This window comes from Saccharothrix mutabilis subsp. mutabilis, from assembly GCF_039521145.1.
Lineage (GTDB): Bacteria > Actinomycetota > Actinomycetes > Mycobacteriales > Pseudonocardiaceae > Actinosynnema > Actinosynnema mutabilis.
This window is the reverse complement of record NZ_BAAABU010000009.1, coordinates 150,867-175,351: the sequence shown is the minus strand read 5'-3', so window position 1 is coordinate 175,351 and position 24,485 is coordinate 150,867. Positions and strand designations below refer to the sequence as shown.

General features: G+C 72.1%; 22 protein-coding genes. 15 read left to right on the top strand and 7 right to left on the bottom strand.

Features of this window, described 5'->3' with window-relative positions; translation table 11 throughout:
- Positions 1-9: 9 nt before the first annotated feature.
- Genes ABD126_RS21535 through ABD126_RS21520 form a run of 4 tightly spaced genes read left to right on the top strand, consistent with a single transcriptional unit; the run spans position 10 to position 3,572 of the window.
- The gene (locus tag ABD126_RS21535) at positions 10-2,124 is read left to right on the top strand and encodes a DNA polymerase III subunit gamma and tau (protein ID WP_343935665.1); all 2,115 of its coding nucleotides are present in this window, start codon (positions 10-12) and stop codon (positions 2,122-2,124) included.
- Positions 2,125-2,170: 46 nt separating this feature from the next.
- The gene (locus ABD126_RS21530) at positions 2,171-2,509 is read left to right on the top strand and encodes a YbaB/EbfC family nucleoid-associated protein (protein ID WP_343935664.1); all 339 of its coding nucleotides are present in this window, start codon (positions 2,171-2,173) and stop codon (positions 2,507-2,509) included.
- Positions 2,509-3,102 carry a recombination mediator RecR gene (gene recR, locus ABD126_RS21525; protein ID WP_343935663.1) on the top strand — a complete coding sequence of 198 codons (594 nt, stop codon included), beginning with the start codon at positions 2,509-2,511 and terminating at the stop codon, positions 3,100-3,102. The genes ABD126_RS21530 and recR overlap by 1 nt, the downstream gene beginning before the upstream one ends.
- Positions 3,099-3,572, top strand: coding sequence for a uridine kinase family protein (locus ABD126_RS21520; RefSeq protein WP_343935662.1), 474 nt, complete (start codon positions 3,099-3,101; stop codon positions 3,570-3,572). The genes recR and ABD126_RS21520 overlap by 4 nt, the downstream gene beginning before the upstream one ends.
- Before the next feature lie 15 nt (positions 3,573-3,587).
- On the opposite strand, the gene ABD126_RS21515 is transcribed toward ABD126_RS21520, so the two are convergent.
- Complete coding sequence (locus tag ABD126_RS21515; protein WP_343935661.1) at positions 3,588-6,842, bottom strand: AfsR/SARP family transcriptional regulator; 3,255 nt, start codon at positions 6,840-6,842, stop codon at positions 3,588-3,590.
- Positions 6,843-7,073: 231 nt separating this feature from the next.
- Between ABD126_RS21515 and ABD126_RS21510 the strand changes: the two genes are divergently transcribed.
- The 5 genes from ABD126_RS21510 (at position 7,074) to ABD126_RS21490 (ending at position 12,898) form a co-directional block, all read left to right on the top strand.
- The gene (locus tag ABD126_RS21510; protein WP_343935660.1) at positions 7,074-8,753 is read left to right on the top strand and encodes an ABC transporter substrate-binding protein; all 1,680 of its coding nucleotides are present in this window, start codon (positions 7,074-7,076) and stop codon (positions 8,751-8,753) included.
- A 73-nt stretch (positions 8,754-8,826) separates the two neighbouring features.
- Positions 8,827-9,831, top strand: coding sequence for an ABC transporter permease (locus tag ABD126_RS21505; RefSeq protein ID WP_343935659.1), 1,005 nt, complete (start codon positions 8,827-8,829; stop codon positions 9,829-9,831).
- Entirely contained in the window at positions 9,828-10,754 is a 927-nt protein-coding gene (locus ABD126_RS21500; RefSeq protein ID WP_343935658.1) for an ABC transporter permease, read from the top strand. Before ABD126_RS21505 ends, ABD126_RS21500 begins: the two co-directional genes overlap by 4 nt.
- A 6-nt stretch (positions 10,755-10,760) precedes the next feature.
- Entirely contained in the window at positions 10,761-11,759 is a 999-nt protein-coding gene (locus ABD126_RS21495) for an ABC transporter ATP-binding protein (RefSeq protein ID WP_343935657.1), read from the top strand.
- Positions 11,756-12,898, top strand: a complete 1,143-nt coding sequence (locus ABD126_RS21490; RefSeq protein ID WP_343935655.1) for an ABC transporter ATP-binding protein — start codon at positions 11,756-11,758, stop codon at positions 12,896-12,898. Before ABD126_RS21495 ends, ABD126_RS21490 begins: the two co-directional genes overlap by 4 nt.
- Positions 12,899-13,070: 172 nt before the next feature.
- Here ABD126_RS21490 and ABD126_RS21485 read toward each other — a convergent pair whose 3' ends face one another.
- Positions 13,071-13,634 (bottom strand): TIGR03086 family metal-binding protein, encoded by a 564-nt coding sequence (locus tag ABD126_RS21485; RefSeq protein WP_343935654.1) that lies wholly within the window; start codon positions 13,632-13,634, stop codon positions 13,071-13,073.
- An 80-nt stretch (positions 13,635-13,714) separates the two neighbouring features.
- On the opposite strand from ABD126_RS21485, the gene ABD126_RS21480 reads away from it, so the two are divergent.
- Complete coding sequence (locus ABD126_RS21480; protein WP_343935653.1) at positions 13,715-14,308, top strand: TetR/AcrR family transcriptional regulator; 594 nt, start codon at positions 13,715-13,717, stop codon at positions 14,306-14,308.
- Here ABD126_RS21480 and ABD126_RS21475 read toward each other — a convergent pair whose 3' ends face one another.
- Together ABD126_RS21475 and leuA are read right to left on the bottom strand one after the other, a co-directional pair.
- On the bottom strand, positions 14,309-14,869 hold the full coding sequence (locus ABD126_RS21475) for a DedA family protein (protein ID WP_343935652.1): 561 nt from the start codon (positions 14,867-14,869) through the stop codon (positions 14,309-14,311).
- An 83-nt stretch (positions 14,870-14,952) separates the two neighbouring features.
- Positions 14,953-16,746, bottom strand: a complete 1,794-nt coding sequence (gene leuA, locus ABD126_RS21470; RefSeq protein ID WP_343935651.1) for a 2-isopropylmalate synthase — start codon at positions 16,744-16,746, stop codon at positions 14,953-14,955.
- Positions 16,747-17,015: 269 nt separating this feature from the next.
- Between leuA and ABD126_RS21465 the strand changes: the two genes are divergently transcribed.
- On the top strand, positions 17,016-17,315 hold the full coding sequence (locus ABD126_RS21465) for a hypothetical protein (RefSeq protein ID WP_343935650.1): 300 nt from the start codon (positions 17,016-17,018) through the stop codon (positions 17,313-17,315).
- A gap of 19 nt (positions 17,316-17,334) precedes the next feature.
- The gene (locus ABD126_RS21460) at positions 17,335-17,649 is read left to right on the top strand and encodes a hypothetical protein (RefSeq protein ID WP_343935649.1); all 315 of its coding nucleotides are present in this window, start codon (positions 17,335-17,337) and stop codon (positions 17,647-17,649) included.
- Here ABD126_RS21460 and ABD126_RS21455 read toward each other — a convergent pair.
- Positions 17,614-18,210, bottom strand: a complete 597-nt coding sequence (locus ABD126_RS21455; protein ID WP_343935648.1) for a nitroreductase family protein — start codon at positions 18,208-18,210, stop codon at positions 17,614-17,616. The two genes, ABD126_RS21460 and ABD126_RS21455, sit on opposite strands and share 36 nt — an antisense overlap.
- Positions 18,210-19,409: a hypothetical protein gene (locus tag ABD126_RS21450; RefSeq protein WP_343935646.1), complete on the bottom strand. Its 1,200-nt coding sequence runs from the start codon at positions 19,407-19,409 to the stop codon at positions 18,210-18,212. Before ABD126_RS21450 ends, ABD126_RS21455 begins: the two co-directional genes overlap by 1 nt.
- A 144-nt stretch (positions 19,410-19,553) precedes the next feature.
- On the opposite strand from ABD126_RS21450, the gene ABD126_RS21445 reads away from it, so the two are divergent.
- Genes ABD126_RS21445 through ABD126_RS21435 form a run of 3 tightly spaced genes read left to right on the top strand, consistent with a single transcriptional unit; the run spans position 19,554 to position 23,342 of the window.
- On the top strand, positions 19,554-20,819 hold the full coding sequence (locus ABD126_RS21445) for an aspartate kinase (RefSeq protein WP_121223638.1): 1,266 nt from the start codon (positions 19,554-19,556) through the stop codon (positions 20,817-20,819).
- A complete protein-coding gene (locus ABD126_RS21440; RefSeq protein WP_343935645.1) occupies positions 20,816-21,904 on the top strand; it encodes an aspartate-semialdehyde dehydrogenase in 1,089 nt (362 codons plus the stop codon). The genes ABD126_RS21445 and ABD126_RS21440 overlap by 4 nt, the downstream gene beginning before the upstream one ends.
- Positions 21,905-21,914: 10 nt before the next feature.
- Positions 21,915-23,342 (top strand): gluconokinase, encoded by a 1,428-nt coding sequence (locus ABD126_RS21435; protein WP_343935644.1) that lies wholly within the window; start codon positions 21,915-21,917, stop codon positions 23,340-23,342.
- Here the strand turns inward: ABD126_RS21435 and ABD126_RS21430 are convergent.
- Positions 23,325-24,485, bottom strand: coding sequence for an MFS transporter (locus ABD126_RS21430; protein WP_343935643.1), 1,161 nt, complete (start codon positions 24,483-24,485; stop codon positions 23,325-23,327). The genes ABD126_RS21435 and ABD126_RS21430 overlap by 18 nt on opposite strands.

Sequence of the window (24,485 nt, the reverse complement as noted above, 5' to 3'; positions counted from 1 at the left end):
GTCTGCGACGTGGCGCTCGCCCTCTACCGCAAGTACCGACCGGCCACCTTCGCCGAGGTGGTCGGGCAGGAGCACGTCACCGACCCGCTGCGCACGGCGCTGGCCGCCGGTCGGGTCAACCACGCCTACCTGTTCTCCGGTCCGCGCGGCTGCGGCAAGACGTCTTCGGCGCGCATCCTCGCGCGGTCGCTGAACTGCGTGAAGGGGCCGACGCCCGACCCGTGCGGCGAGTGCAACTCGTGCATCGGCCTCGCGCCCAACGGCGCGGGCAGCGTGGACGTGGTGGAGCTGGACGCGGCGTCCCACGGCGGTGTGGACGACGCCCGCGAGCTGCGCGACAAGGCTTTCTACGCGCCGGCGGAGTCGCGCTACCGGGTGTTCATCATCGACGAGGCCCACATGGTCACGACGCAGGGCTTCAACGCCCTGCTCAAGATCGTGGAGGAGCCGCCGGAGCACCTGATCTTCATCTTCGCGACCACCGAGCCGGACAAGGTGCTGCCCACCATCCGGTCGAGGACGCACCACTACCCGTTCCGGTTGATCCCGCCGTCGGCGATGCGCGCGCTGCTGGAGCGCAACTGCGCGGCCGAGGGCGTGGCGGTTGAGCCGTCGGTGTTCCCGCTGGTCATCCGGGCGGGCGGGGGTTCGGCGCGGGACACGCAGTCGGTCATGGACCAGCTGCTGTCCGGTGCGGGCCCCGAAGGGGTGAAGTACGACCGGGCGATCGCGTTGCTCGGCGTGACCGACGTGGCGTTGATCGACGACGTCGTGGACGGCCTGGCCGAGGAGGACGGCGCGAAGGTGTTCGGCACGATCGACCGGTTGGTCGACGCCGGGCACGACCCGCGCCGGTTCGCCTCCGACCTGCTGGACCGGCTGCGCGACCTGGTGCTGCTGCACGCGGTGCCGGACGCGGGCGAGCGCGGGCTGGTCAACGTGCCGGACGACGTGCTGGTCAAGATGCTCGCGCAGCGGGACGCGACCCGGCCGGCGACGGTCACGCGGTGGGCCGAGGTGCTGCACCAGGGGTTGACCGACATGCGCGGGTCCACCGCGCCGCGGTTGCTGCTGGAGCTGGTGTCGGCGCGGATGCTGCTGCCGTCGGCGAGCGACGCCGAGTCGGCGGTGCTGCAACGGGTCGAACGCCTGGAGAAGTACGGCCCGCCCGCGGGTGCCGCGGCGCCGAGCCCGGGTGGGCCGGGCGCTGGCGGGCCAGGCGCTGGCGGGCCGAGCGCCGGTGGGCCGGGCGCTGGCGGGCCGGGCGCTGGCGGGCCGAGCGCCGGTGGGCCGGTCGGTGGTGGTGCGGCGGTTGAAGGCGGGCGGACCTTCCAACGACCCTCGCAGCGGCCCGCCCAGCCCGAGTCCGCCCCGCAGGCACCACCCGCGCAACCGCCGGCCGCGCCGAGCCGTCCTGCCACGCCACCCGCCGCGCCGAGCGAGACTGTCGCGCCGAGCCGTCCTGCCGTCGCGCCGCAGTCACCCGAGCCGAGTCGTCCCGAGCCGCCGACCGCGCCCGTCGAGCAGCCCGCCCAAGCCGCTCCGCCGACCTCGGGCGGGGTGGATGTCGCGGAGGTTCGGCGGCGGTGGGCTGAGTTGTGCGGGATCGTCAAGGGGCTGGCCGGGCCCAGTGCGAGCGCGTTGCTGACCAGTGGCGCGACCGTGGCCGAGGTCGACGGCAACTCGGTCACGATCACCCACACGTCCGCGCCCCTCGCGCGCCGGCTCGCCGAGCCGCGGTTCGTGGACGCGATGGCCAAGGCGTTCAGCCAGGTGTTCGGCGGGTCGTGGCAGGTCCGGTGCGTGCACGGCGCGCCCAACCAGGCCGCCGCCCCGCGCCCGACGCCCCAGCGCGAGCAGCGGCCCGCGCCCACCCGGCCCAGCCAGGCCGCTCGGGCGCAGGAGCCCCGGCAGCCGCCGAGCCGGTCGGCGCCGGTGGACGACGTGCCGCCGCCGCCCGAGCCGCCGGAGCCCGACGAACCCCTCCCGCCGGAGCCGGTGGACGAGGAGGAGATGCTCGCCGAGGCCGCCCGGCCCGGTGACGCCGGTGATCAGCTCGACCCCGAGCAGGTCGTGCTCAAGCTGCTCGCCGACGAGTTGGGCGCGCGCCCGCTGAAGAGCTGAGCGCGCGACTACGCTGGTGGCAAACCCCAGAGGAGAGGAACCCGCGGTGCAACCCGGTGGGCCGAACATGCAGCAGATCCTCCAGCAGGCGCAGAAGATGCAGCAGCAACTCGCCGCCGCACAGCAGGAGTTGGCCGAGGCCGAGGTGACCGGCACCGCGGGCGGCGGGCTGGTGACCGCCGTCGTGTCCGGTGGCGGCGAGCTGAAGAGCCTGAACATCGACCCCAAGGTGGTCGACCCGGAGGACGTGGAGACGCTGTCCGACCTGGTCGTGGCCGCCGTCCGCGACGCCAACCGCGCCGCGCAGGAGCTGGCCGCGCAGAAGATGGGGCCCCTGGCCTCCGGCATGGGCGGCTTGGACAGCCTCGGCGGGCTGTTCGGCTGATGTACGAGGGGCCCGTCCAGGACTTGATCGACGAACTCGGCCGCCTGCCGGGCGTCGGTCCCAAGAGCGCGCAGCGCATCGCATTCCACCTCCTCGGGGCGGACCCGGCCGACATCTCCCGGCTCCAGGACGCCCTCCAGAAGGTCAAGGACGGCGTGGTGTTCTGCGAGGTGTGCGGCAACGTCTCCGCCGAGGCGACGTGCCGCATCTGCCGCGACCCGCGCCGCGACCTGACCCTGATCTGCGTGGTCGAGGAGCCGAAGGACGTGCTGGCCGTCGAGCGGACCCGCGAGTTCAAGGGCCGCTACCACGTGCTGGGCGGCGCGCTGGACCCGTTGTCCGGGGTGGGCCCCGACCAGCTGCGCATCCGGCAGCTGCTGACCCGGATCGGCACCGAGGTCAACGAGATCATCATCGCCACCGACCCGAACACCGAGGGCGAGGCGACCGCCACCTACCTGGTGCGGATGCTGCGCGACTTCCCCGGCCTGACCGTGACCCGCCTGGCGTCGGGGCTGCCGATGGGCGGTGACCTGGAGTTCGCCGACGAGCTCACGCTCGGCCGAGCCCTCTCCGGCCGGCGCAGCATGTGAGGCTCGTCGCCGTCGACGGCCCCTCGGGGTCGGGCAAGTCGACCTTCGCGGCCACGCTCGGCGGGGTCGTGGTGCCGACCGACCACTTCGCGACCTGGGACGACCCGGTGTCGTGGTGGCCGCGCCTGGTCGCCGACGTGCTGGAACCGCTGTGGGCGGGCCGCCCGGCCCGCTACCGGCGCATGGACTGGAGCGAGGGACTGCCGCGCCTCGGCGAGTGGGTGACCGTCGAGCCGCCCGACCTGCTCGTCGTCGAGGGCGTGTCGGCGGCCCGGCGGTCCATCGCGCCGAAGCTGGACGAAGCGGTCTGGGTCGAGCTGCCCGACGCGCGGGAACGGCTCGAACGGGCCGTCGCGCGGGACGGCGAGGCCAGTCGGGGGCACCTGGAGCGCTGGCAGGCCTTCGAACGGGGCTGGTTCGCGGTCGACGGCACCAGGGACCGCGCCGACCGGATCGTCCTCACCGGTTGAGCGGCCACCGGGCGCTCACCGGTTGAGGGCCGCCCGCACGACCTCGGCGTCCGGGCTGCCGATGGCGGTGAACCACTCCAGCGCCATCGTCCACAACGCCCGCGCGTCGTCGGGAGACCCCGCCGCCGCGTAGGCGTCCCCCGCCACGTGCGCCGCGCGGGCCTGGACGTACCGCTGCCCGGTCGCCCGGCTGCGGTCCAGCGCCCGGTGGGCCAGGTCCAGCGCCTGCGGCACGTCGCCCTGGTCCAGCCGCACCCGGGCCAGCAACGCCAGCACGTCCACCTCGGCCAGCTTCAGCCGGTAGCGGACCGCGCTGTCCAGCGCCTGCTGGGCCGAGTACCGGGCCTCGTCCAGCCGGCCCGCCGCCCGGTGCGCCACGGCCAACCCGCGCCGGGCCGCGCAGATGCCCCACGGGTAGCCGTTCTCCTCGGCGATCCGCAGCGCCTCGGTGTGCAGCTCCACGGCCTCCGCGTGCCGCCCGTCGCCGTGCAGGGCCTCGCCGAGGGCGTTCTTGGTGTCGCAGACCCCCTTGAGGTTGTTCAGCCGCTCGGCCATCTCCAGCGCCTTGGACGCCTCCTCGATGGCCTCCGCGTACCGGCCGCGCATGTTCAACGTGTGCGCCAGGCCCTCGTGCGGGATGTGCACGAACCCCCGTGCGCCGGACCGCTCGTACAGGTCCACCGCCCGCCGGTACAGCTGCGCCGCCCGCTCCGGCTGGCCCTGGAACAGGTGCACCTCGGCCAGCGCCCGGTGGCTGTCGGCCTGGGTGATCCACACGCCCAGCCGGTTGCCGACGTCCAGCGACCCCTCGAACGACGACACCGCCCGGTCGAGCTGCCCGAGCTGCAGGTACACCCCGCCCAGGTTGATCAGGGCCACGCCCTCCTGTTGCAGCGCGCCGATGCCGCGGGTGATCACCAGCGCCCGTTCCAGGCAGTCCGCGGCCTGCTCCAGCTCGCCGGTGTCGATGTAGACGCCGCCCAGGTTGATCAGCACCGCCGCCTCGGCCGCCGGCGCGGCCCCGGCGCGCCGCTGGATCGGGATGGCGCGGCGGAAGCAGTCCACGGCCACCCGGTGCTGCCCGATCGTCCAGTACAGCGTGCCCAGCGAGGACAGCATCGCAACCTCGCCGACCGGGTCGCCGATCGCCTGCGCCACCGACAGCCCGGCCTTCGTGACCGCCAGCCACTCCGCGGGCAGGCCCTGGCCGTAGAAGTACCGGCGCAACGCGTCCGCGAGCTGCCAGCAGTCCCGGTCCGGCTCCCGGTCGACCGCGTGCAGCACCATGGCCACCAGGTTCGCCCGTTCCGCGTCCAGCCACGCCAGCGCCTCGGCCGCGGTGGCGAACACGCGCGGCGTCACGCCCGCCACCACCGACTCGCGCGGCAGCCGCAGCATGCTGGACTTCGCCGCGTCGGTCGCGTTGTCCACCGACCGGATCGACCAGTCCAGCAGCCGCCGCTGGGCCTGCGCGCGCTCGGCCGGGTCGTCCTCGAACGCCAGCCGCTCGGCCGCGTAGTCGCGCAGCAGGTCGTGGAACTGGTACCGGCCCGGCGCGTGGTTGTCGACCAGGTTGGCCGTGGCCAGCCGGTCCAGCCGGCGGCGCGCGTCCTGCGTGGTCAGGCCGCCCAGCGCGGCGGCGATGTCCGGCGTGATGTCCCCCGGCGCGAGGCTGAGCAGCCGGAACAGCGACGCCAGCTCCGGTTTCAACGCCGTGTAGGACAGGTCGAACGCCGCGTGCACGGCCGCCCGCTCGTCGCCCTCGACGGCCAGCGCCGCGAGCCGGTTGCCCGCCCGCAGCTCCTCCACGTAGGAGGCGATGGTGGTCTCCGGCCGGGACAGCAGGTTGGCCGCGGCGATCCGCAGCGCCAGCGGCAGGTGCGCGCACAGCTCGGCCAGCTGGTCGGCGGCCTCGGACTGCTCCGCCACGACGTCCTCGCCGAGCATGCCCGCGAGCAGCGCCCGCGTCTCCTGCCGGTCCAGCACGTCCAGCCGCACGTTGGACGCCGCGTGGCTCACCGCCAGCCCGCGCAGCGTGTCGCGGCTGGTCACCAGCACCGCGCAGCCCGGCGACCCGGGCAGCAGCGGCCGGATCTGCTCGGCGTTGGCCGCGTTGTCCAGCACCAGCAGCACCTGTTGGTCGGTCAGCCGCGACCGGAACATCGCCTCCTGCTCGTCCTGGTCCAGCGGCACCGACTCCGGCGCCACGCCCTGCGCCCGCAGGAACCGCGGCAGCACGTCCACCGCGCTCAGCGGCGGGCCCGGGGCGTACCCGCGCAGGTTCACGTAGAGCTGGCCGTCCGGGAAGTACTTGCGCATCTTGTGCGCCGCGTGCACGGCCAACGCCGTCTTGCCCACCCCGGGCGGGCCGGCCAGCGTCACCACCGGCACGCCCTGCGCCGTCCGCAACAACGCCTCGATCAGGTGAACCGCCTGCTCGCGGCCCACGAAGTCGCCGATGTCGGCGGGCAGCTGCGACGGCACCACCCGGTCCCGCCGCGCCGGCGCGGCCGACCCGGACGCCTCCAGCGACCCGCCGAGCACCTGCTGGTGCACGCGCCGCAGCTCGTCACCGGGGTCGATGCCCAGCTGGTCGGCCAGCAGGTCGCTGACCCGCTTGTACGCGTGCAGCGCGTCGGCCTGCCGCCCCGACCGGTACAGGGCGGTCATCAGCTGCGACCACAGCCGCTCGCGCAGCGGGTGCTCGCTGGTCAGCCGGGACAGCTCGGGGATCAGCTCGGCGTGGCGGCCCAGCTCCAGCTCGACCTCGACCCGCCGCTCCTCGACGTGCAGCCGCCGCTCGCCCAGCCGGGGCACCTCGTCGCGGTGCAGCACCTCCGACGGCACGTCCACCATCGCCGGCCCCCGCCACAGCCCGAGCGCGGCGGTGAAGATCGCCGACGCCGGTTCCAGCCGGCCCGCGAGCCGCTCCTGCTCGCCCTCCTCGACCAGCTGTTCGAACCGGACCACGTCGATCGTGCGTTCGTCGACGTCGATCAGGTAACCGTCGGGCACGGTCCGGATCGGCACCGCCGGGCCCAGGACCTGCCGCAGGCGCATCACGTAGGTCTGGAGGGTGCCGCGGGCGCGGGCCGGCGGTTCGGCGCCCCACACGTGCTCGGCCAGCTCGTCCACCGACACGCCGGCGCCGGCGCGCATCAGCAGCGACACCAGCAGCGCCCGCTGCCGACCTGCGCGGACGACCACCTGCTCGCCGTCGACCAGCACCTGCAACGGCCCGAGGACGCGGAACTCGACCTGAGGGCCCACCCGTCCCGACCTCCCCTCCCGCGCACGGGTTTGGTGTTGTCCGTTGTACAGCGTAGGAGAGCGTTAGAAGGATCGGTCGTCGTCACGTTGGGTCAGCGAACCTGCGCTGGAAGTACGAGAATGCCGATCCACGTGGCCGGATCGTGACCTGGCTTACTGCGGAAGGGTTGCGCACAACGGTTAGGGTCCGACACCACACCGAGAGATCCCGGATTTCCCAAGGGGTGTTTGATGGTCCATTCCCGAACGGCTCGGCGCCGCTGGACGGCCGCGATCGGCCTGACCGGCGCCGCCGTCCTCGCACTGTCCGCCTGCGCGCAATCCGAGCGTGGTGGAGACTCCGGGTCCGGCAAGACCGGCGGGACGATGGTCTTCGGGGCCGCAGGCGAGCCCAAGAACTTCGACCCGATCTTCAACGACGACGGTGAGAGCTTCCGCCCGATCCGCCAGATGTACGACACGCTCATCACCTATAAGCGTGGTTCGGCGGACCTCGCGCCCGGCCTCGCGGAGAAGTGGGAGCCGAGCGCGGACGGCAAGTCGTGGACGTTCACACTGAGGAAAAATGTGAAATTCCACGACGGCACTCCGTTCAATGCCGCCGCGGTCTGCTTCAACTTCGACCGCTGGTTCAACATGAAGGGCGCCGCCGCCCAGAGCCAGATGATCTACTACGGCGACGTGTTCGGCGGCTTCGCCAAGAACGAGGGCGACGCGGCCGGTGAGCCGCTGTACAAGTCCTGCGAGGCCAAGGACGAGGGCACCGCGGTCCTGAACCTCAACGCCTACAAGGGCGCGTTCCCGGCCGCCTTCGGCCTCACGTCGTTCTCCATCTCCAGCCCCGACGCGCTGAAGAAGTACGACGCCGACGCCGTGCAGCAGTCGGGCGACTCGTTCACCTACCCGGCGTACGCGACCGAGCACCCGACCGGCACCGGCGCGTTCAAGTTCGAGAAGTTCGACAAGGCCAACAAGACCATCACCCTGGTCCGCAACGACGACTACTGGGGTGACAAGGCCAAGCTCGACAAGCTGATCTTCAAGATCATCCCGGACGAGAACGCCCGCAAGCAGGAGCTCAAGGCCGGCACGATCGACGGCTACGACTACCCGAGCCCGGCGGACTACAACACCCTGAAGTCCGACGGCTTCAACGTCACGCCGCGCCCGGCGTTCAACATCCTGTACCTGGGCATCAACGGCGCGAACACCCCGGCCCTGAAGGACCTGCGGGTGCGCCAGGCCATCGCCTACGCCGTGAACCGCGAGCAGCTGGTCAAGACCAAGCTCCCGGCCGGCGCCGAGGTGGCCACCCAGTTCCACCCGAAGACGGTGGCGGGCTACGCCGACGACGTGCAGAAGTACCCGTACGACGTCAACAAGGCCAAGGAGCTGCTGGCCCAGGCCGGCGCCACCGGCCTGACGCTGAAGTTCTACGTGCCGACCGAGGTCAGCCGCCCGTACATGCCGAACCCGACCGAGATCGCGGCCGTGATCACGGACGACCTGAAGGCCGCGGGCATCAACGTCGAGATCGTGTCCCGCCCGTGGAACGGCGGCTACAAGGACGACGTCCAGAAGGCCGGCAAGCACGACCTGCACCTGCTGGGCTGGACCGGTGACTACAACGACGCCGGCAACTTCGTCGGCACGTTCTTCGGTCGCGCCAAGGCCGAGTTCGGCTTCGACGACAAGAACCTGTTCGACGCCCTGGCCGCGGCCGACGCGGTCGTCGACCAGACCAAGCACGCGGACGCCTACAAGCAGGTCAACCGCGACATCATGAGCAAGTACCTGCCTGCGGTGCCCGTTTCCCACTCCCCGCCGGCGATCGTCGTGAGCAGCAAGATCTCGGGCCTGGTGCCCAGCCCGCTCACCGACGAGCGCTTCGACACGGTGAGCAAGGGCTGATCCGACTGGTCAGTGCAGGTGGTGGCGCTCGTGACCCGGGCGCCACCACCTTGCTGTCCAAGGGGTTTCCATCATGCTGCGATTCATAGTCCGTCGCCTGCTCCAGGCGATTCCGACGCTGCTGATCCTCTCCCTGCTGGTGTTCGCGTGGCTGCGGTCGCTGCCCGGCGGGCCGTCCGGCGCGCTGCTCGGCGACAAGGCGACCCCGGAGAAGATCGAGGCGCTGAACAAGGTGCTCGGGCTCGACCAGCCCCTGATCATCCAGTACTTCAAGTTCCTCGGGCGCACCCTGACCGGGGACTTCGGCAGCTCGCTGATCAGCGGCGAGCCGGTGATGACCGAGATCGGCCGGGCGCTGCCCGCGACGATCGAGCTGTCCATCGCGGCGCTGCTGTTCGCCGTCGTGCTGGGCATCCCGCTCGGCTACCTCGCGGCGAGCTACCGCGGTCGCTTCCTCGACAACCTCACCGTGATCGGCACCCTGGTCGGCGTCGCCGTCCCGGTGTTCTTCCTGGGCATCCTGCTCAAGCAGGTGTTCGCCCAGGAGTTGGCGCTGTTCCCGCCGTCAGGCCGCCAGGACGTCACGATCGACCCGACGCACGTCACGAACTTCGCCGTGCTGGACGGCCTGCTCACCCAGGAGTGGGACGCCTCCATCGACGCCCTGTGGCACCTGGTGCTCCCCGCCATCGCGCTGAGCAGCATCCCGCTCGCCGTGATCGTCCGGATCACCCGCGCGTCCGTGTTGGACGTGCTCAACGAGGACTTCGTGCGCACCGCCAACGCGAAGGGCCTCCAGGCGACGATCGTGCGGCGCAGGCACGTGCTGCGCAACGCGATGCTGCCGGTGTCCACGACCATCGGCCTCCAGACGGGCCTGCTGCTCGGCGGCGCGGTGCTGACCGAGCGCGTGTTCGTGTGGGGCGGGCTCGGGTCGCTGCTGGCCCAGGGCATCGAGCGCCGCGACTACCCCCGCCTGCAGGCGCTGCTGCTGCTCGCGGCCGTGGTCTACGTGCTGGTGAACCTGCTGGTGGACATCTCGTACGCCATCATCGACCCGAGGGTGCGGACATCATGACCACACTGCTGAACCGCAAGAAGCAGAAGGTCGACGCCCTCGCCGAGTCGGCCGGCACGAGCCTCGCGGCCGATGCGCTCAAGCGCATGTCGCGCAGCCCGGTCGCCATCCTCGGCGCGGTGATCGTGCTGGCGTTCCTGGTGCTGTCGGTGATCGCGCCGTTCATCGCGCCGAAGGACCCCTACCAGCGGTACCCGGAGCTGCTCGACCAGCTGCGCCCGGACAACATCCCGGGCGCGATGCCCGGGTTCCTGCTGGGCAGCGACGAGCTGGGCCGCGACTTCTTCAGCCGGCTGCTCGTCGGCGCGCAGCAGTCGCTGGTCGTCGGTGTCGGCGCCACGCTCATCGGCCTGGTGCTCGGCATGGTCATCGGCGGCGCGGCGGGCGCGTTCGGCGGCTGGGTGGACTCGTGGCTGATGCGGTTCACCGACATCATGCTGTCCATCCCGAGCCTGCTGCTGGCCATCTCCATCGCGGCGCTGGCCAGCCGGGGCAGCCAGACCACCGTCATCATCGCGGTCGCCGTGACCACGGTGCCCATCTTCGCCCGCCTGCTGCGCGGCGCGATGCTGGCGCAACGGCACAGCGACCACGTGCTGGCGGCGACGGCGCTGGGCGTGAAGCGCAAGACGATCGTGTTCCGGCACATGCTGCCCAACTCGCTGGGCCCGGTGATCGTGCAGGCCACGCTCACCCTGGCCACGGCGATCATCGAGGCCGCGTCGCTGTCGTTCCTCGGCCTGGGCGACCCCGACCCGGCGCGCGCGGAGTGGGGCCTGATGCTGGGCAACTCCCAGCGCTACATCGACGTGAAGCCGGAGCTGGCCTACTACCCGGCGATCGCGATCATCATCGTGGCGCTGGGCTTCACGCTGCTCGGCGAGTCGCTGCGCGAGGCTCTCGACCCGAAGAACCGGAGGTGATCCGCTGTGGCCTTGCTCGAAGTGCGTGACCTGCGCGTGGTGTTCCAGCGCCGGGGCACCGAACCGTTCAGCGCCGTGGACGGCGTCTCCTTCGACGTCGACCCGGGGCAGACCGTGGGCCTGGTCGGCGAGTCCGGCTGCGGCAAGTCGGTCACCTCGCTCGCGATCATGGGCCTGCTGCCCGCGCGCGGCAACAAGGTGACCGGCAAGGTGCAGTTCGAGGGCACCGACCTGCTGACCCTGTCCAACCGGGAGATGCGGGACCGGCGCGGCCGGGACCTGGGCATGGTGTTCCAGGACCCGCTGTCGTCGCTGAACCCGGTGATCCCGATCGGCCTCCAGGTCACCGAGGTGCTGGAACGGCACCGCGACATGCCGCGCAAGAAGGCGATGGTCGAGGCGGCCGAACTGCTGGACAAGGTCGGCATCCCCGACCCGACCCGGCGGCTCTCGGAGTACCCGCACCAGCTCTCCGGCGGGATGCGGCAGCGCGCGCTGATCGCGATCGCGCTGGCGTGCCGGCCGCGGCTGCTCATCGCCGACGAGCCGACCACCGCGCTCGACGTGACCATCCAGGCGCAGATCCTGGCCCTGCTCAAGGAGCTGGTGCAGGACACCGGGACCGCGCTGATCATGATCACGCACGACCTGGGCGTCGTGGCGGGGCTGTGCGACGAGGTGAACGTCCTCTACGGCGGTCGCGTCGTGGAACGGGCGGAGCGGCACGAGCTGTTCGCCGAGCCGCGCCACCCGTACACGCACGGCCTGCTGGCCTCCATCCCGCGCCTGGACGCGGCGCGCGGCGAGAAGCTGGTGCCGATCAAGGGCTCGGTGGCGGACAACATCCCCTGGGACAGCGCCTGCGCGTTCGCGCCGCGCTGCCCGAACGCGCTGGACGTGTGCCGCCAGGTGACGCCCGCGCTGGAGCTCCAGGACCGGCGGTCGCTGCGCTGCCACAACCCGGTGCTGCCGGGAACGCCCGCCGCACAGGAGGTGCCCGCATGACCGCCGCAGTCGAGCCGACGGCCGCCGACGCGCCCGTGGGCGGGTCGCTGGTCTCGGTGCAGGACCTGAAGGTCCACTTCCCGATCAAGCGCGGCCTGATCGTGGACCGCACGGTCGGCCACGTCTACGCCGTGGACGGCGTGGACCTGGAGATCCGGCGCGGCGAGACCTACGGCCTGGTCGGCGAGTCCGGCTGCGGCAAGTCCACGCTCGGGCGCGGCATGCTGCGGCTGGTGGAGCCCACCGGCGGCAAGGTCGTGTTCGACGGCACGGACCTGGTGACGCTCAAGGGCGAGTCGCTGCGCAAGATGCGGCGGCGGATCCAGATGGTCTTCCAGGACCCGATGTCGTCGCTGGACCCGCGGCAGTCGGTGGAGTCGATCCTGGTCGAGGGGCTGCGGGCGCACGGCCTGGACAAGGGCCGCGAGGCGACCGGCAAGCGCTTGCGCGAGCTGCTCGCGGCGGTGGGCCTGCCGTCGACCTCGCTGCGGAAGTACCCGCACGAGTTCTCCGGCGGCCAGCGGCAGCGCATCGGCATCGCCCGCGCGCTGGCGGTGGAGCCCGACCTGATCATCGCCGACGAGCCGGTGTCCGCGCTGGACGTGTCGGTGCAGGCGCAGGTGGTCAACCTCCTGGAGGAGTTGCAGGAGCAGTTCGGCCTGACCTACCTGGTGATCGCGCACGACCTGGCCGTGGTGCGGCACATCTCCGACCGGGTGGGCGTGATGTACCTGGGCGGGATCGTGGAGGAGGCGTCCTCGGACGACCTCTACGCCGAGCCGCTGCACCCGTACACGAAGGCGCTGCTCTCGGCGATCCCGGTGCCCGACCCGGAGGTCGAGGACCGGCGCGAGCGGATCCTGCTCACCGGTGACCTGCCGTCGCCCGCGAACCCGCCGAACGGCTGCCGGTTCCACACCCGGTGCCCGTGGAAGCAGGAGACGAAGTGCGCCACCGACCGGCCCGTGCTGCGCGAGGTGCGGCCGGGGCACAAGGTGGCGTGCCACTGGGCGGAGGACATCCAGGCCGGCCGCATCCGGCCGCACGAGGTGGAGACCGTGCTGGTGGAGGAGGGCGGTATCTCGCCCGACGTGCCGCTGATCGGGCCGTCCTCGGTGACCGAGGTGCTCAACCCGTAGGACGCGAGGCCGCGTCGGCTTGTCGCGTCGCCTTCCCGCCGATCAGCTTTTCCGATCGGCGGGAAACGCGGCGCGACGAGCCGACTGCCAGGCGGCCTCGCCGCCGCGACGCCAGTCGCGGTCATCAGACACAGCGGGGGTGCGTCCCCCTGGGCCGCACCCCCGCTCTTCGTCAGGCCCGCCAGTCGGGCTCCCGGCCGAGCAGGCCCACGAGCCGGTCGGTGAGCGGGGCGTCCTCCGGCACGTCGACCGGCAGCCCGAAGGCCGCGCCCGGCCCCCGCACGTCCGGGGTCGAGGGGTAGCGGCTCGCCATCTTGAAAGCGGCCGACGCCATCCCCTCGTCCAGCGTCGGGTCGAACCCGACCGCTTTCGCGAGGTCCCAGGCGTGGACCAGGTTGTCCACGAAGTGCCCGGCCACCAGGCCGCGCCCCGGCTGGGGCCCGAAGCCGGGGAACACGCTGGGCCGGTCGAGGAACCCGGCGGCGCGGAAGGCCTCGGTGACCCGGTCGCCGGCGGCCAGGTACGCCTCCAGCAGGTCGTCGCTCGCCTGGGGCGCTTTGTCGGTCTCCCGCGCGGCGGCGTCGAACTTCAAGGTGCTGTCCACCTGGTGCCGCAGCAGGTCGCGGACGGTCCAGCCGGCGCACGGCGTGGGCAGGTCGAAGTGGTGCGGCTCCAGCTTGCGGTAGAGCGTGGCGTTCAGGTCCAGCGCGGCGCGGTTGAGGTCGAGCAGGTCCATCGGTCCCCCTCCGGGAATTTGTACGAACGATCGTACAGTTAGTTTGGGATGTGCCGTCAAGGGCGGCTAGCGTGGGCGGCGTGAAGGTCGACGGACGGGTGGAGCGCGGCGAGCAGACCCGCAGGCAGATCCTGCGGCGGGCCGCGGAGATCGCGTCGGTCGAGGGGCTGGAGGGCCTCTCGATCGGGCGGTTGGCGACCGAGCTGGAGGTCAGCAAGAGCGGCGTGTTCGCCCACTTCGGGTCCAAGGAGGAGCTCCAGCTGGCCACCGTCCGGGCCGCGGCGAAGATCTTCGTGGACGAGGTGGTGACGCCGGCGCTGGACCTGCCGCCGGGCGTGGCGCGGCTGGAGCTGCTGCTGGAGGGGTGGCTCGCCTACTCGGAGCGCCGGACGTTCCCCGGCGGGTGCTTCTTCTACGCGGTGCAGGCGGAGTTCGACGCCCGGCCCGGCCGGGTGCGCGACGCGGTCGCCGAGTACGGGCGGAGCTGGAACGCGCTGGTCCGGGAGACCGTCGAGGGCGTGCCGGACCTGGCGGTGGACGCGGGGCAGGTGGCGTTCGAGCTGGTCGCGTTCCTGGAGATGGCCAACGCGCAGTCCGTCCTGCACGACGACCCGGCCGCCTACACCCGCGCCCGCGCCGCCGTCCGCTCCTGCCTGGACCGCGCGATCGGGTGATCAGGCCGCGGCGGCGGTCTCGACCACTCGGCGCTGGGCGGCCTTCACGGCCATGCCGAGCGGGATGCTGATCAGCACCGCCGTGCCCCACGACAGGGCGATCGCGAGCAACGGGTCGTCGATCACCTGGCCGCCGAAGTAGCCGATCAACGCCGTGTAGCCGCTCCACAGCGCGGCCCCGACCAGGGCGACCGGCGCGAACCGCCGGCTCGGCCACCGCAACGACCCCGCCAGCAACGCCCCGACCAACCCGCCGCCCGGCACCCACCGCACCGCCACCAGGATCGGCTCGCCCCGCGAGGCCAGCCGCGCCGCCGTCCACTCCACCACCGCCCGCGACCCCGGCCGCCGGCTGAACCGGCGCAGCGCCCGCATCCCGGCACTGCGGCCGAGCGAGTAGTTGACCAGGTCGGCCACGAAGCACCCGGCCGCCGCCACCGCGATCACCCCGGCCAGCGGCAGCTCGCCGGACGCCGCCAGCACACCGCAGCCGATGAGCACGGCCTCGGTCGGCGCCAACGGCACGGCGGCGACCACGAACAGCACCACGAGGGCGGTCATGATCGGAGAACGCTAGCCGGACCGGGTGAACTCCGGGGGTCGCCCGACCTTCAGCAAAGGCTCAGGCGACCCCCGGGACAACCTCAGCGGTGGGCCCGGTTCAGGGCGGAGACGACCGCGCGCAGCGACGCCGAGACCGTGGACGAGTCGATGCCCACGCCCCACAGGACCCGGTCGCCCACCGCGCACTCCAGGTAGGCCGCCGCCCGGGCGTCGTCACCGGACGACATGGCGTGCTCGAAGTAGTCCAGCACCCGCACGTCGTAGCCGACCGAGGCCAGCGCGTCGACGAACGCGGCGATCGGGCCGTTGCCCGAACCGGTGACCTCCTGGGTCTCGCCGTCCACCACGACCACGGCCTTGATCGTCTCGTGGCCGCTGCCGTCGCCGGACACCTTCTGGCGCAGCAGCTTCAGCGGCGCGGTCGGGTCCAGGTACTCCTGGGAGAACGCGTCCCACATGTCCTTGGGCGAGATCTCGCCGCCCTGGGTGTCGGTGACCTCCTGGATGACCCGGGAGAACTCCACCTGCAACCGCCGGGGCAGGTCCAGGTGGTGCTCGGTCTTCATCAGGTAGGCCACGCCGCCCTTGCCGGACTGCGAGTTGACCCGGATGACGGCCTCGTAGTTGCGGCCCACGTCCTTCGGGTCGATCGGCAGGTACGGGACCTCCCACGGGAACTCGTCCACGTGCTGCCCGGCCGCCTTGGCCGCGTCCTCCAGGGCCTCGAAGCCCTTCTTGATGGCGTCCTGGTGGGACCCGGAGAACGCGGTGAACACCAGGTCGCCGCCGTACGGGTGGCGCTCGGGCACCGGCAGCTGGTTGCAGTACTCGACCGTGCGGCGGACCTCGTCGATGTCGGAGAAGTCCAGCTGCGGGTCCACGCCCTGGCTGAACATGTTCATGCCCAGCGTCACCAGGCACACGTTGCCGGTGCGCTCGCCGTTGCCGAACAGGCAGCCCTCGATGCGGTCCGCGCCCGCCAGGTAGCCCAGCTCGGCGGCGGCCACGCCGGTGCCCCGGTCGTTGTGCGGGTGCAGCGACAGGATGATCGAGTCGCGGCGGGCCAGGTTGCGCGACATCCACTCGATCGAGTCGGCGTACACGTTGGGCGTGGCCATCTCGACGGTCGCGGGCAGGTTGACGATCAGCGGCTTCTCGGGCGTGGGCTGGACGACCGCGGAGACCGCGTCGCACACCTCCAGCGCGTAGGACAGCTCGGTGCCGGTGTAGGACTCGGGGGAGTACTCGTAGCGGAAGTCCGTCTCCGGGTACTTCTTCGCCTCCTCCAGCGCGAACGCCGCCGCGTCGGTGGCGATCTTCTTGATGCCCTCGCGGTCGGACTTGAACACCACGCGCCGCTGGAGGATCGACGTGGAGTTGTAGAAGTGGACGATCGCCTTGTGCGCGCCGCGCAGCGACTCGAACGTGCGGGAGATCAGCTCGGGCCGGCACTGCGTCAGCACCTGGATGGTGACGTCCGGCGGGATCGCCCCGTCCTCGATGATCTCGCGGACGAAGTCGAAGTCGGTCTGCGAGGCGGCCGGGAAGCCGACCTCGATCTCCTTGAAGCCCATCCGCACCAGCAGGTCGAACATCTTGCGCTTGCGGGCGGGGGACATCGGGTCGATCAGGGCCTGGTTGCCGTCGCGCAGGTCCACCGCGCACCACAGCGGGGCCTTCTCGATCCGCTTGGTCGGCCAGGTGCGGTCCGGTACGTCGACGGTCTCCACCTGCTCGTGGAACGGTCGGTAGCGGTGCACCGGCATCGACGTGCCGCGCTGCGGGTTCCAGGCGGGCTGGTCGGCGGGCGCGGGGCGGGCCGGGGTGCGGATGCGGCTGGCGCCGGACGTGTACGCGTCGGGTGACGTGGTCATGGTGCTCACAGCTCCTGCTGGCCGTTCGGGAGGACGACCGGCGGCAACGCTCGATCCCGCGACGGGGGGCCGGTCTGATCAGACCCCGTCACGGCGGCGAAGCAGGAGGGCACGTGCCACGTTCGACAGGTTAACCACATTCCGCCGGGACCTGGAACCGGACGCCCACATGGTGGACGTGCCGGACGGTTCGCAGGCGTGGGGCGTCCGAGCAGGTGGTCGGGGTTAGCGGGTGTTTATCACTCGTTCGTGTGAGGTACCTGAACGGCATGTCCAGATGGCGAACCTCAACGCGCAGCGGCAGCTTCACCGCCGCGAGAGTGATCAGCGGCGTGGGCGCTGTGTTCGCACTCATCGAGGTCCTCTACATCCTGATGATCCTCTTCGGGGCGAACCAGGCCAACGCGTTCTTCCGCTTCATCCAGCAGCTCGCCGAGCCGCTGGCGCTGTTCTTCCCAGGGCTGTTCCAGTTCGGCAACCCCAACCTGGACGTCATCGTGAACTACGGTCTCGCGGCGGTGTTCTGGCTGGTGGTGACGGGCGTCCTGGCCCGTGTCGTAGCCAGGTGATCCGTGCCAGACTCCCGTCATGGCTGAGCACACGGCGTCTTCGGATGTGCGGACGCGGATCGTGTCGGTCGTGGCGGGAGTCGTCGGCTGGGTCGGGCTGCTCGTCGCGGTCGTCCTGGTCGCGCACGTCCTGCTGACCGTGGGCGGGGCGAACCCGGCCAACTCGATCACCACGACGGTCGCGACCTGGGCCGACAGGTTCGCGCTCGGCTTCCGCGACCTGTTCACGCCCGAGGACGCCAAGCTGCGCGTCCTGGTCAACTACGGCATCGCGGCCGTCTTCTGGCTCATCGCGCGGTCACTGGTCGTGAAGCTCGTCCGCCGGCTCGGCTGAGTACAGCGGCTGTCCCCAGCTGCCGGTGAAGACCGTCTCGGTGAGCGGTTTGCGCTTGCGGACCCGCCGCTCCCGCGCGCGCAGGTCCTCCGGCAGGTCCGAGTCGTCGCCGAGCACCCCGACGGCCACCACGACCACGGGGACCACGTCCTCCGGGAGTCCGAAGGCGTCGCGCACCGCGTCCTTCGAGAACCCGCCCATCTGGTGCGTGACCAGGCCGTTCTCCACCGCCTGGAGGCTCAGGTTCGCCACCGCCAGACCCACGCCGTACTCGGTGTTGGGCATCGGCCCGCGGTCGTCCCCGGTCACCCGGCAGGCCACCACCAGCGCCGAGGCGCGCCCCGCCCAGGCCTGGTTGCCCGGCCGCAACGCGTCGAAGACGCGCTCGAACCCCGGGTCGCCCCGGAACCCGACGACGAACCGCGCCGGCTGGGTGTTGCCGTGCGAAGGGGCCCACCGGGCGGCCTCCAGCAACGGCCGCAGGTCGGCCGCGGTCAGCACGGCCGACGGGTCGAACGCGCGCGGGCTCCAGCGCCGGGCGATGATCGGGTTCAGTTCCATCAGATCGCATACTGCCAAGCCGTGATGGCGTAGGCGCCGAACCAGGCGCTGAACACCACCAACCCCGTCAGCACCGCCACCACCGTGGACGTCCGCCGCCGCGCCAGCGCCAGCGCCACCGGCACGAGCAGCGTGAACGCGGGCAGCAACAACCTGGCCTTGGAGTTCATCAGGCCGTTCGACCCCAGGTCCATGGCCAGCACCCCGGCCCCGTAGACCACCAGCGGCCACTCCAGCCCGTGCCGGAGCCCGAGCACGACCAGGGCGATCGCCACGACCAGGAACCACACCGTGGCCAGCTCCAGCACCGACCGCGGCTCACCCAGGACGAGCAGGGCGAACTTCCACGTGGCCGCCCCGCCGTCGAACCGGGAGTCCCACCCGCGCTGCTGCACGGCGAACCACCCGTCCCACTGGCCGGTGCGCACCGCCACGTACGCCAGGTACCCGAGCAGCCCGAGCGGGGCGATCAGACCACCCACCCACGGCCGCCACGAGTCCCGCCGCCGCACGATCTCGACCAGAGCCGCCAGGCACACCGCCAGGATCAGCGCCGCCGCCGTCGGCCGCACCAGACCGGCGCACGCGCAGCACAGCCCGGCCAGCACCCACCGCCGTTCGACCACGCCCACCAGCGACCACGCGGCCAACGCGCAGAACGTCGCCTCGGAGTACGTCATCGACAGCACGACCGCCATCGGCGAGGCCGCGAACAGCACCACCAGGACGAGACCCGCGCGGTAGGACCCGCCGAACACCCGCGACCCGAGCCGCTGCAACCCGTAGGCGCAGAACACCCCGCTGACCAGGCTCACCGCGAACGCCGCGCCGACCGGCTCGACGCCCGGCAGCCCGTCCACCCACCGCACCAGCGCCGGGTAGCCGGGGAAGAACGCCAGCGGCGTCTCGGGGCTGCGCCGCCCGAACGCGTCCACCAGGAACGGCGGCACGCTGCCGTACCCGCCCTCGGCGATCCCCAGGAACCACTGCCCGTCCCACGACGTGAGCGCGCGGGTGACGTCCTTGTTCCACCGGTCCGCCATCAGCGCCAGCACCAGCAGCCCGAACTCCCGCACCACCAGGTACGCGACGGCCGGGGCCAGGGCCAGGGTGACCCGGTGTCTGGCCGCGCGCGCCAGCCGGTCACGCGCGCTCGGCGCGTCCTCGGGCTCCACGCGAACCGCCTCCAGGGTCGACACAGCAGGACAGGGTAGTGCCCGTCACGGTGCCCGCTGTCCACTCCTTGGGCCAGGTAGTCTGCCCCCGAGCTGGGGTTTCACGCCCGCGTAACCGGCTGCGTGGAACGCCCCTCGCCCGTTGTCGGCTCGGAGGGAGAAGGATCAGTGGCGCTCGTCGTCCAGAAGTACGGCGGTTCCTCGGTCGAGAGCGCCGAGCGGATCAAACGGGTGGCCGAGCGCATCGTCGCGACCAGGAAGGCGGGCAACGACGTCGTCGTCGCGGTCTCCGCCATGGGTGACACGACCGACGAGCTGCTCGACCTCGCGCGCCAGGTGTCCCCGGTGCCGCCCGCCCGCGAGATGGACATGCTGCTCACGTCCGGTGAGCGCATCTCCATGTCGTTGCTGGCCATGGCGATCCACTCGCTGGGCGCGCAGGCGCGGTCCTACACCGGCTCGCAGGCCGGCGTGATCACCACGTCCGTGCACGGCAAGGCGCGCATCATCGACGTGACGCCCAGCCGCATCCAGGACGCGCTGTCCGAGGGCGCCATCGCGATCGTCGCGGGCTTCCAGGGCGTGAGCCAGGACAGCAAGGAGATCACCACGCTGGGCCGCGGCGGCACCGACACCACCGCGGTGGCCCTCGCGGCGGCGCTCAAGGCCGACGTCTGCGAGATCTACACCGACGTGGACGGCGTGTTCACCGCCGACCCGCGCATCGTGCCGAACGCCAAGCGGCTGGAGACCATCACCTACGAGGAGATGCTCGAAATGGCGGCGTGCGGGGCCAAGGTGCTCATGCTCCGCTGCGTCGAGTACGCCCGCCGCTACGGCGTCCCGGTGCACGTCCGATCTTCGTTCAGCAACAAGCCCGGGACCATCGTGTCCGGGTCAGTGGAGGACCTTCCCGTGGAACAGGCGATGATCACCGGCGTCGCGCACGACCGGTCGGAGGCCAAGGTCACCGTGACGGCGGTGCCGGACCACCCCGGCGTGGCGGCCCGCATCTTCCGCGTCGTGGCCGAGGCGGAACTCGACATCGACATGGTCGTGCAGAACGTGTCCCAGGCCGTGTCCGGCCGCACCGACGTGACCTTCACGCTGTCCAAGGACGACGGCCCGCGGGCCGTGGCGGCGCTGAACAAGGCGCGTGAGGAGATCGGCTTCGAGCAGGTCCTCTACGACGACCACGTGGGCAAGGTGTCGCTGATCGGCGCGGGCATGCGCTCGCACCCCGGCGTGACCGCCACGTTCTGCGAGGCGCTCGCGTCGGCGGGCGTGAACATCGAGATCATCTCGACTTCGGAGATCCGAATCTCCGTGATCTGCCGGGACACCCAGCTCGACGACGCGGTCCGTGCGCTGCACGACGCGTTCGAGCTGGGCGGGGACGAAGAGGCCGTGGTGTACGCCGGGAGTGGACGATGAGCAACTCGGGTGCGGGTACCCCGCGCAAGCCCAGCCTGGCCCTGGTGGGCGCGACCGGCGCCGTGGGCACCGTCATGATCGACATCATCAACGGCCGGCCGTCCGTGCCGTGGGGTGAGATCCGGCTGATCGCGTCCGCGCGCTCGGCGGGCAAGAAGATCACCGTGCGCGGCGAGGAGCTGACCGTCGTCGCGCTGTCGCCGGAGGCCTTCGACGGCGTCGACATCGCGATGTTCGACGTGCCGGACGAGGTGTCCGCGCAGTGGGCCCCGATCGCGGCGGCGCGCGGCGCGGTGGCGGTGGACAACTCGGGCGCGTTCCGCATGGACCCCGAGGTGCCGCTGGTGGTGCCGGAGGTCAACGCGGACCAGATCTCCGAGCGCCCCAAGGGGATCATCGCGAACCCGAACTGCACGACCCTGTCGATGATGGCCGCGCTGGGCGCGCTGCACCGGGAGTTCGGGCTGCGCGAGCTGGTCGTGGCGTCCTACCAGGCGGCGTCCGGCGGCGGCCAGGCGGCGATCGACCGCCTGTACGGCGAGCTGGAGGCGTTGGCGGGCAAGGAGGTCGGCGTCCGCGCGGGTGACGTGCGGGAGGCGCTGGAGGCCGCCGGCCTGCCGGTGTCGGACTCGCCGTTCCCGGCCCCGCTGGCGCTGAACGTGGTGCCGTGGGCGGGGTCGCTGAAGGACGAGGGCTGGACCAGCGAGGAGCTGAAGGTCCGCAACGAGTCCCGCAAGATCCTGGGCATCGCGGACCTGAAGGTGTCGGCGACGTGCGTGCGCGTCCCGGTCGTGACGACGCACTCGCTGGCGGTGCACGCGACGTTCGCCCGCGAGGTGACCGTCGAGCAGGCGCACAAGATCTTCGAGGCGCAGCCGTCGATCGTGCTCGTGGACGACCCGACGACGAAGAAGTTCCCGACGCCGGCCGACGTCGTCGGCGAGGACCCGACCTACGTGGGCCGGGTGCGCCAGGCGCTGGACTTCCCGAACACGCTGGACTTCTTCGTGTGCGGCGACAACCTCCGCAAGGGCGCGGCGCTCAACACCTACGAGATCGCCGAGGAACTGGCCAACCGGCTGTAGGTTCGCCGTCATGGCGGACGTGGTGCTCGCGATCGACCTGGGAACTACGGCGACCAAGGTGATCGCGGTCGACCGGGACGCGGGCGTGGTGGCATCGGCGGAGCACGGGTACCCGATGCGCACCACGCCCTCCGGTGAGGCGACGCACGACCCGGAAGAGGTGTGGGGCGCGGCCGTTCGCGCGTTGCGGGAGGTCGCGTCCGCCGGGCACACCGTGCGCGCCCTGTCGTTGACGGGCGCGATGCACACGCTGGTGGGGTTGGGGCCCGACTTCAACCCGGTCACGCCGTCGTTGAGCTGGGCGGACAACCGGGCCGTCGCCGAGGTGGCCCGGTTGCGCGGCACGCTCGACGGGATCGCCCTGCACCGCGCCACCGGCACCCCGATCCACACGATGTCCCCGCTGGTGAAGCTCGCCTGGTTCGCCGGGCGGGGCTTCACGGCCGCCCGGTGGTGCGGGCTCAAGGACTTCGTCACCCACCGGCTCACCGGCGTCCTCGCGACCGAGCACTCCTCCGCCTCCGCCACCGGCCTGCTCGACCTGGCGACGCTGTCGTGGCACCCCGAGGCGCTGGCCTTCGCGGGCGTGACCGCCGCCGAGCTGCCCGACCTGCACGCGCCGACCGACGCCCTCCCGCTGACCTTCGAGGTCCCCGGCCTCCCGCTCGGCACCCCCGTCGTCCTGGGCGGCGGGGACGGGCCGATGGCGAACCTGGGCGTCGGCGCGGTCGTGCCCGGGGTGGCGGCGGTGTCGCTGGGGACCAGCGGCGCGTTGCGGGTGGTCCGCGACCGGCCGGCCGTGGACCAGGACGGGCGGGTGTTCTGCTACGCCATCGGCGGCGGGCTGTGGGTGCTGGGCGGCGCCGTCAGCAACGGCGGCGTGGTGGCGCGGTGGGCGGCGGACACCTTCGGCAGGGACCTGCCCGCGTTGCTGGACGAGGCTTCCCGCGTGCCGCCCGGCGCGGCCGGCATCACCGCCCTGCCCTACCTGCTCGGCGAACGGGCTCCGTGGTGGGACCCGGACGCGTCCTCCGCCCTGATCGGGGTGCGCCGGGAGCACGGTCCGGCGGAGATCACCCGCGCCCTGGTCGAGGGCGTGGCGCAGCAACTCGCGTTGGTGCTCGACGCCGTGCGCTCGGTCGCGGAGGTGGACGCCGTCCGGGCGACGGGTGGCGCGTTCCGCGGCGAGATCTGGGCGACCGTCCTGGCCGGGACTCTGGGCCTGCCGCTGGAGATCGCCGAGGACAGCGAGGGCTCGGGCGTCGGCGCGGCGCTGCTCGCCTGGCACGCGCTGGGCGACCTGTCCGACCTGACCGAGGCGGCCCGGCTGATCAAGCCGACCAAGCGGGTCGCGGTCGGGCCCGAGGTGGTCGAGCACTACGCCCGGACCCGCCCCCTGGTCGCCAGGCTCTACCGCGCCCTACACGAGCTGCGCTGACCGCTCCCGGCCCAGCACCAGCGAGGCCGCCGCGATCGCCACCGCGCCGACGCCCGCCACGAAGAAGCCCCAGCCCGGCGCGGAGTGGTCGATCACCCAGCCGGTCAGGGGCGCGCCCAGGGCCGCGCCCAGCGTGAACGCCGAACCCTGCAACCCCAGCGCCTCGCCCCGCGCGTTGCCCGGCGTCAGCTCGGCGATCGCGTCGCCCGTGCCCGCGATCGTCGGCGCGCACAGGAAGTTCGTCGGCACCAGAGCGAGCACCAGCGCCCACACCGACCCGGTGAACAGCCCGACCGGCACCGCCAGCAGGCCCATCGCGCCCATCATCACCCACACCGGCGGCGCGGTGCGCACCCCGCCGTAGACGAAGCCGCCGACCAGCGAGCCGACGCACATCACGACGACCACCGCGCCGATCCAGTCGGTCAGGCCCAGGTCGCGCATGGCCGCGACGACCGCCACCTCCACGCCGGACAGCACGAACGTCGCACCGCCCGCGCTGATCAGCACGCCCGCCAGCCGCCGGGTCAGCCATTCCCGCCGCGGCGCCCGCTCGCCGGAGGTCGAGCTGACCGGCGGGTCCACCGCGGCCAGGACCAGGCCGAACAGCACCAGCAGCGCGCCGATGGTCCACATGGCGACCCGGCTGCCCCAGTGGGTGGTGAGGAACACGCCCAGCGCCGGCCCGCCCATGAACGCCACCTCGACGGCCATCGAGTCCAGCGCCAGCGCGGTGCGCCGACCGGACTCGCCGACCAGGGCGGTGGTGATCTGCCGGCCCAGCGACATCACCGGCATGGTCGCGATCCCCGCCAGGAAGCACGTCACCAGCAGCGCCCCGAACGGCAGCGCCGGCGCCACGAACCAGAACACGCCCTCGACGACCAGCGACAACGACAGCATCGCGCGCAGGCCGCGCCGGTCGGTGAGCCGGCCCATCAGCGGTGACCCGAGGGCGATGCCGATGGTGGACATGGCCCCGACCAGCCCCGCCGCGCCGTACCCGCGTTCGAGGCCGAGCAGGACGTGCATGGTGATCGTCATGCCCGCCGCCGTGGCCGGTATCCGCGCGAACAGCATCAGGACCAGGAAGGACGGGACCCGGGGCGTGCGCAGGACGGCCAAGTAGGGGGCGAGGTTCAC

Excerpts from the sequence above, each read along its gene's own strand:
- recR (WP_343935663.1), top strand. The coding sequence starts at position 2,509 with ATGTACGAGGGGCCCGTCCAGGACTTGATCGACGAACTCGGCCGCCTG.
- ABD126_RS21510 (WP_343935660.1), top strand. The coding sequence starts at position 7,074 with ATGGTCCATTCCCGAACGGCTCGGCGCCGCTGGACGGCCGCGATCGGC.
- ABD126_RS21505 (WP_343935659.1), top strand. The coding sequence starts at position 8,827 with ATGCTGCGATTCATAGTCCGTCGCCTGCTCCAGGCGATTCCGACGCTG.
- ABD126_RS21500 (WP_343935658.1), top strand. The coding sequence starts at position 9,828 with ATGACCACACTGCTGAACCGCAAGAAGCAGAAGGTCGACGCCCTCGCC.
- ABD126_RS21490 (WP_343935655.1), top strand. The coding sequence starts at position 11,756 with ATGACCGCCGCAGTCGAGCCGACGGCCGCCGACGCGCCCGTGGGCGGG.
- ABD126_RS21485 (WP_343935654.1), bottom strand. The coding sequence starts at position 13,634 with ATGGACCTGCTCGACCTCAACCGCGCCGCGCTGGACCTGAACGCCACG.
- ABD126_RS21475 (WP_343935652.1), bottom strand. The coding sequence starts at position 14,869 with ATGACCGCCCTCGTGGTGCTGTTCGTGGTCGCCGCCGTGCCGTTGGCG.
- leuA (WP_343935651.1), bottom strand. The coding sequence starts at position 16,746 with ATGACCACGTCACCCGACGCGTACACGTCCGGCGCCAGCCGCATCCGC.
- ABD126_RS21465 (WP_343935650.1), top strand. The coding sequence starts at position 17,016 with ATGTCCAGATGGCGAACCTCAACGCGCAGCGGCAGCTTCACCGCCGCG.
- ABD126_RS21460 (WP_343935649.1), top strand. The coding sequence starts at position 17,335 with ATGGCTGAGCACACGGCGTCTTCGGATGTGCGGACGCGGATCGTGTCG.
- ABD126_RS21455 (WP_343935648.1), bottom strand. The coding sequence starts at position 18,210 with ATGGAACTGAACCCGATCATCGCCCGGCGCTGGAGCCCGCGCGCGTTC.
- ABD126_RS21440 (WP_343935645.1), top strand. The coding sequence starts at position 20,816 with ATGAGCAACTCGGGTGCGGGTACCCCGCGCAAGCCCAGCCTGGCCCTG.
- ABD126_RS21435 (WP_343935644.1), top strand. The coding sequence starts at position 21,915 with ATGGCGGACGTGGTGCTCGCGATCGACCTGGGAACTACGGCGACCAAG.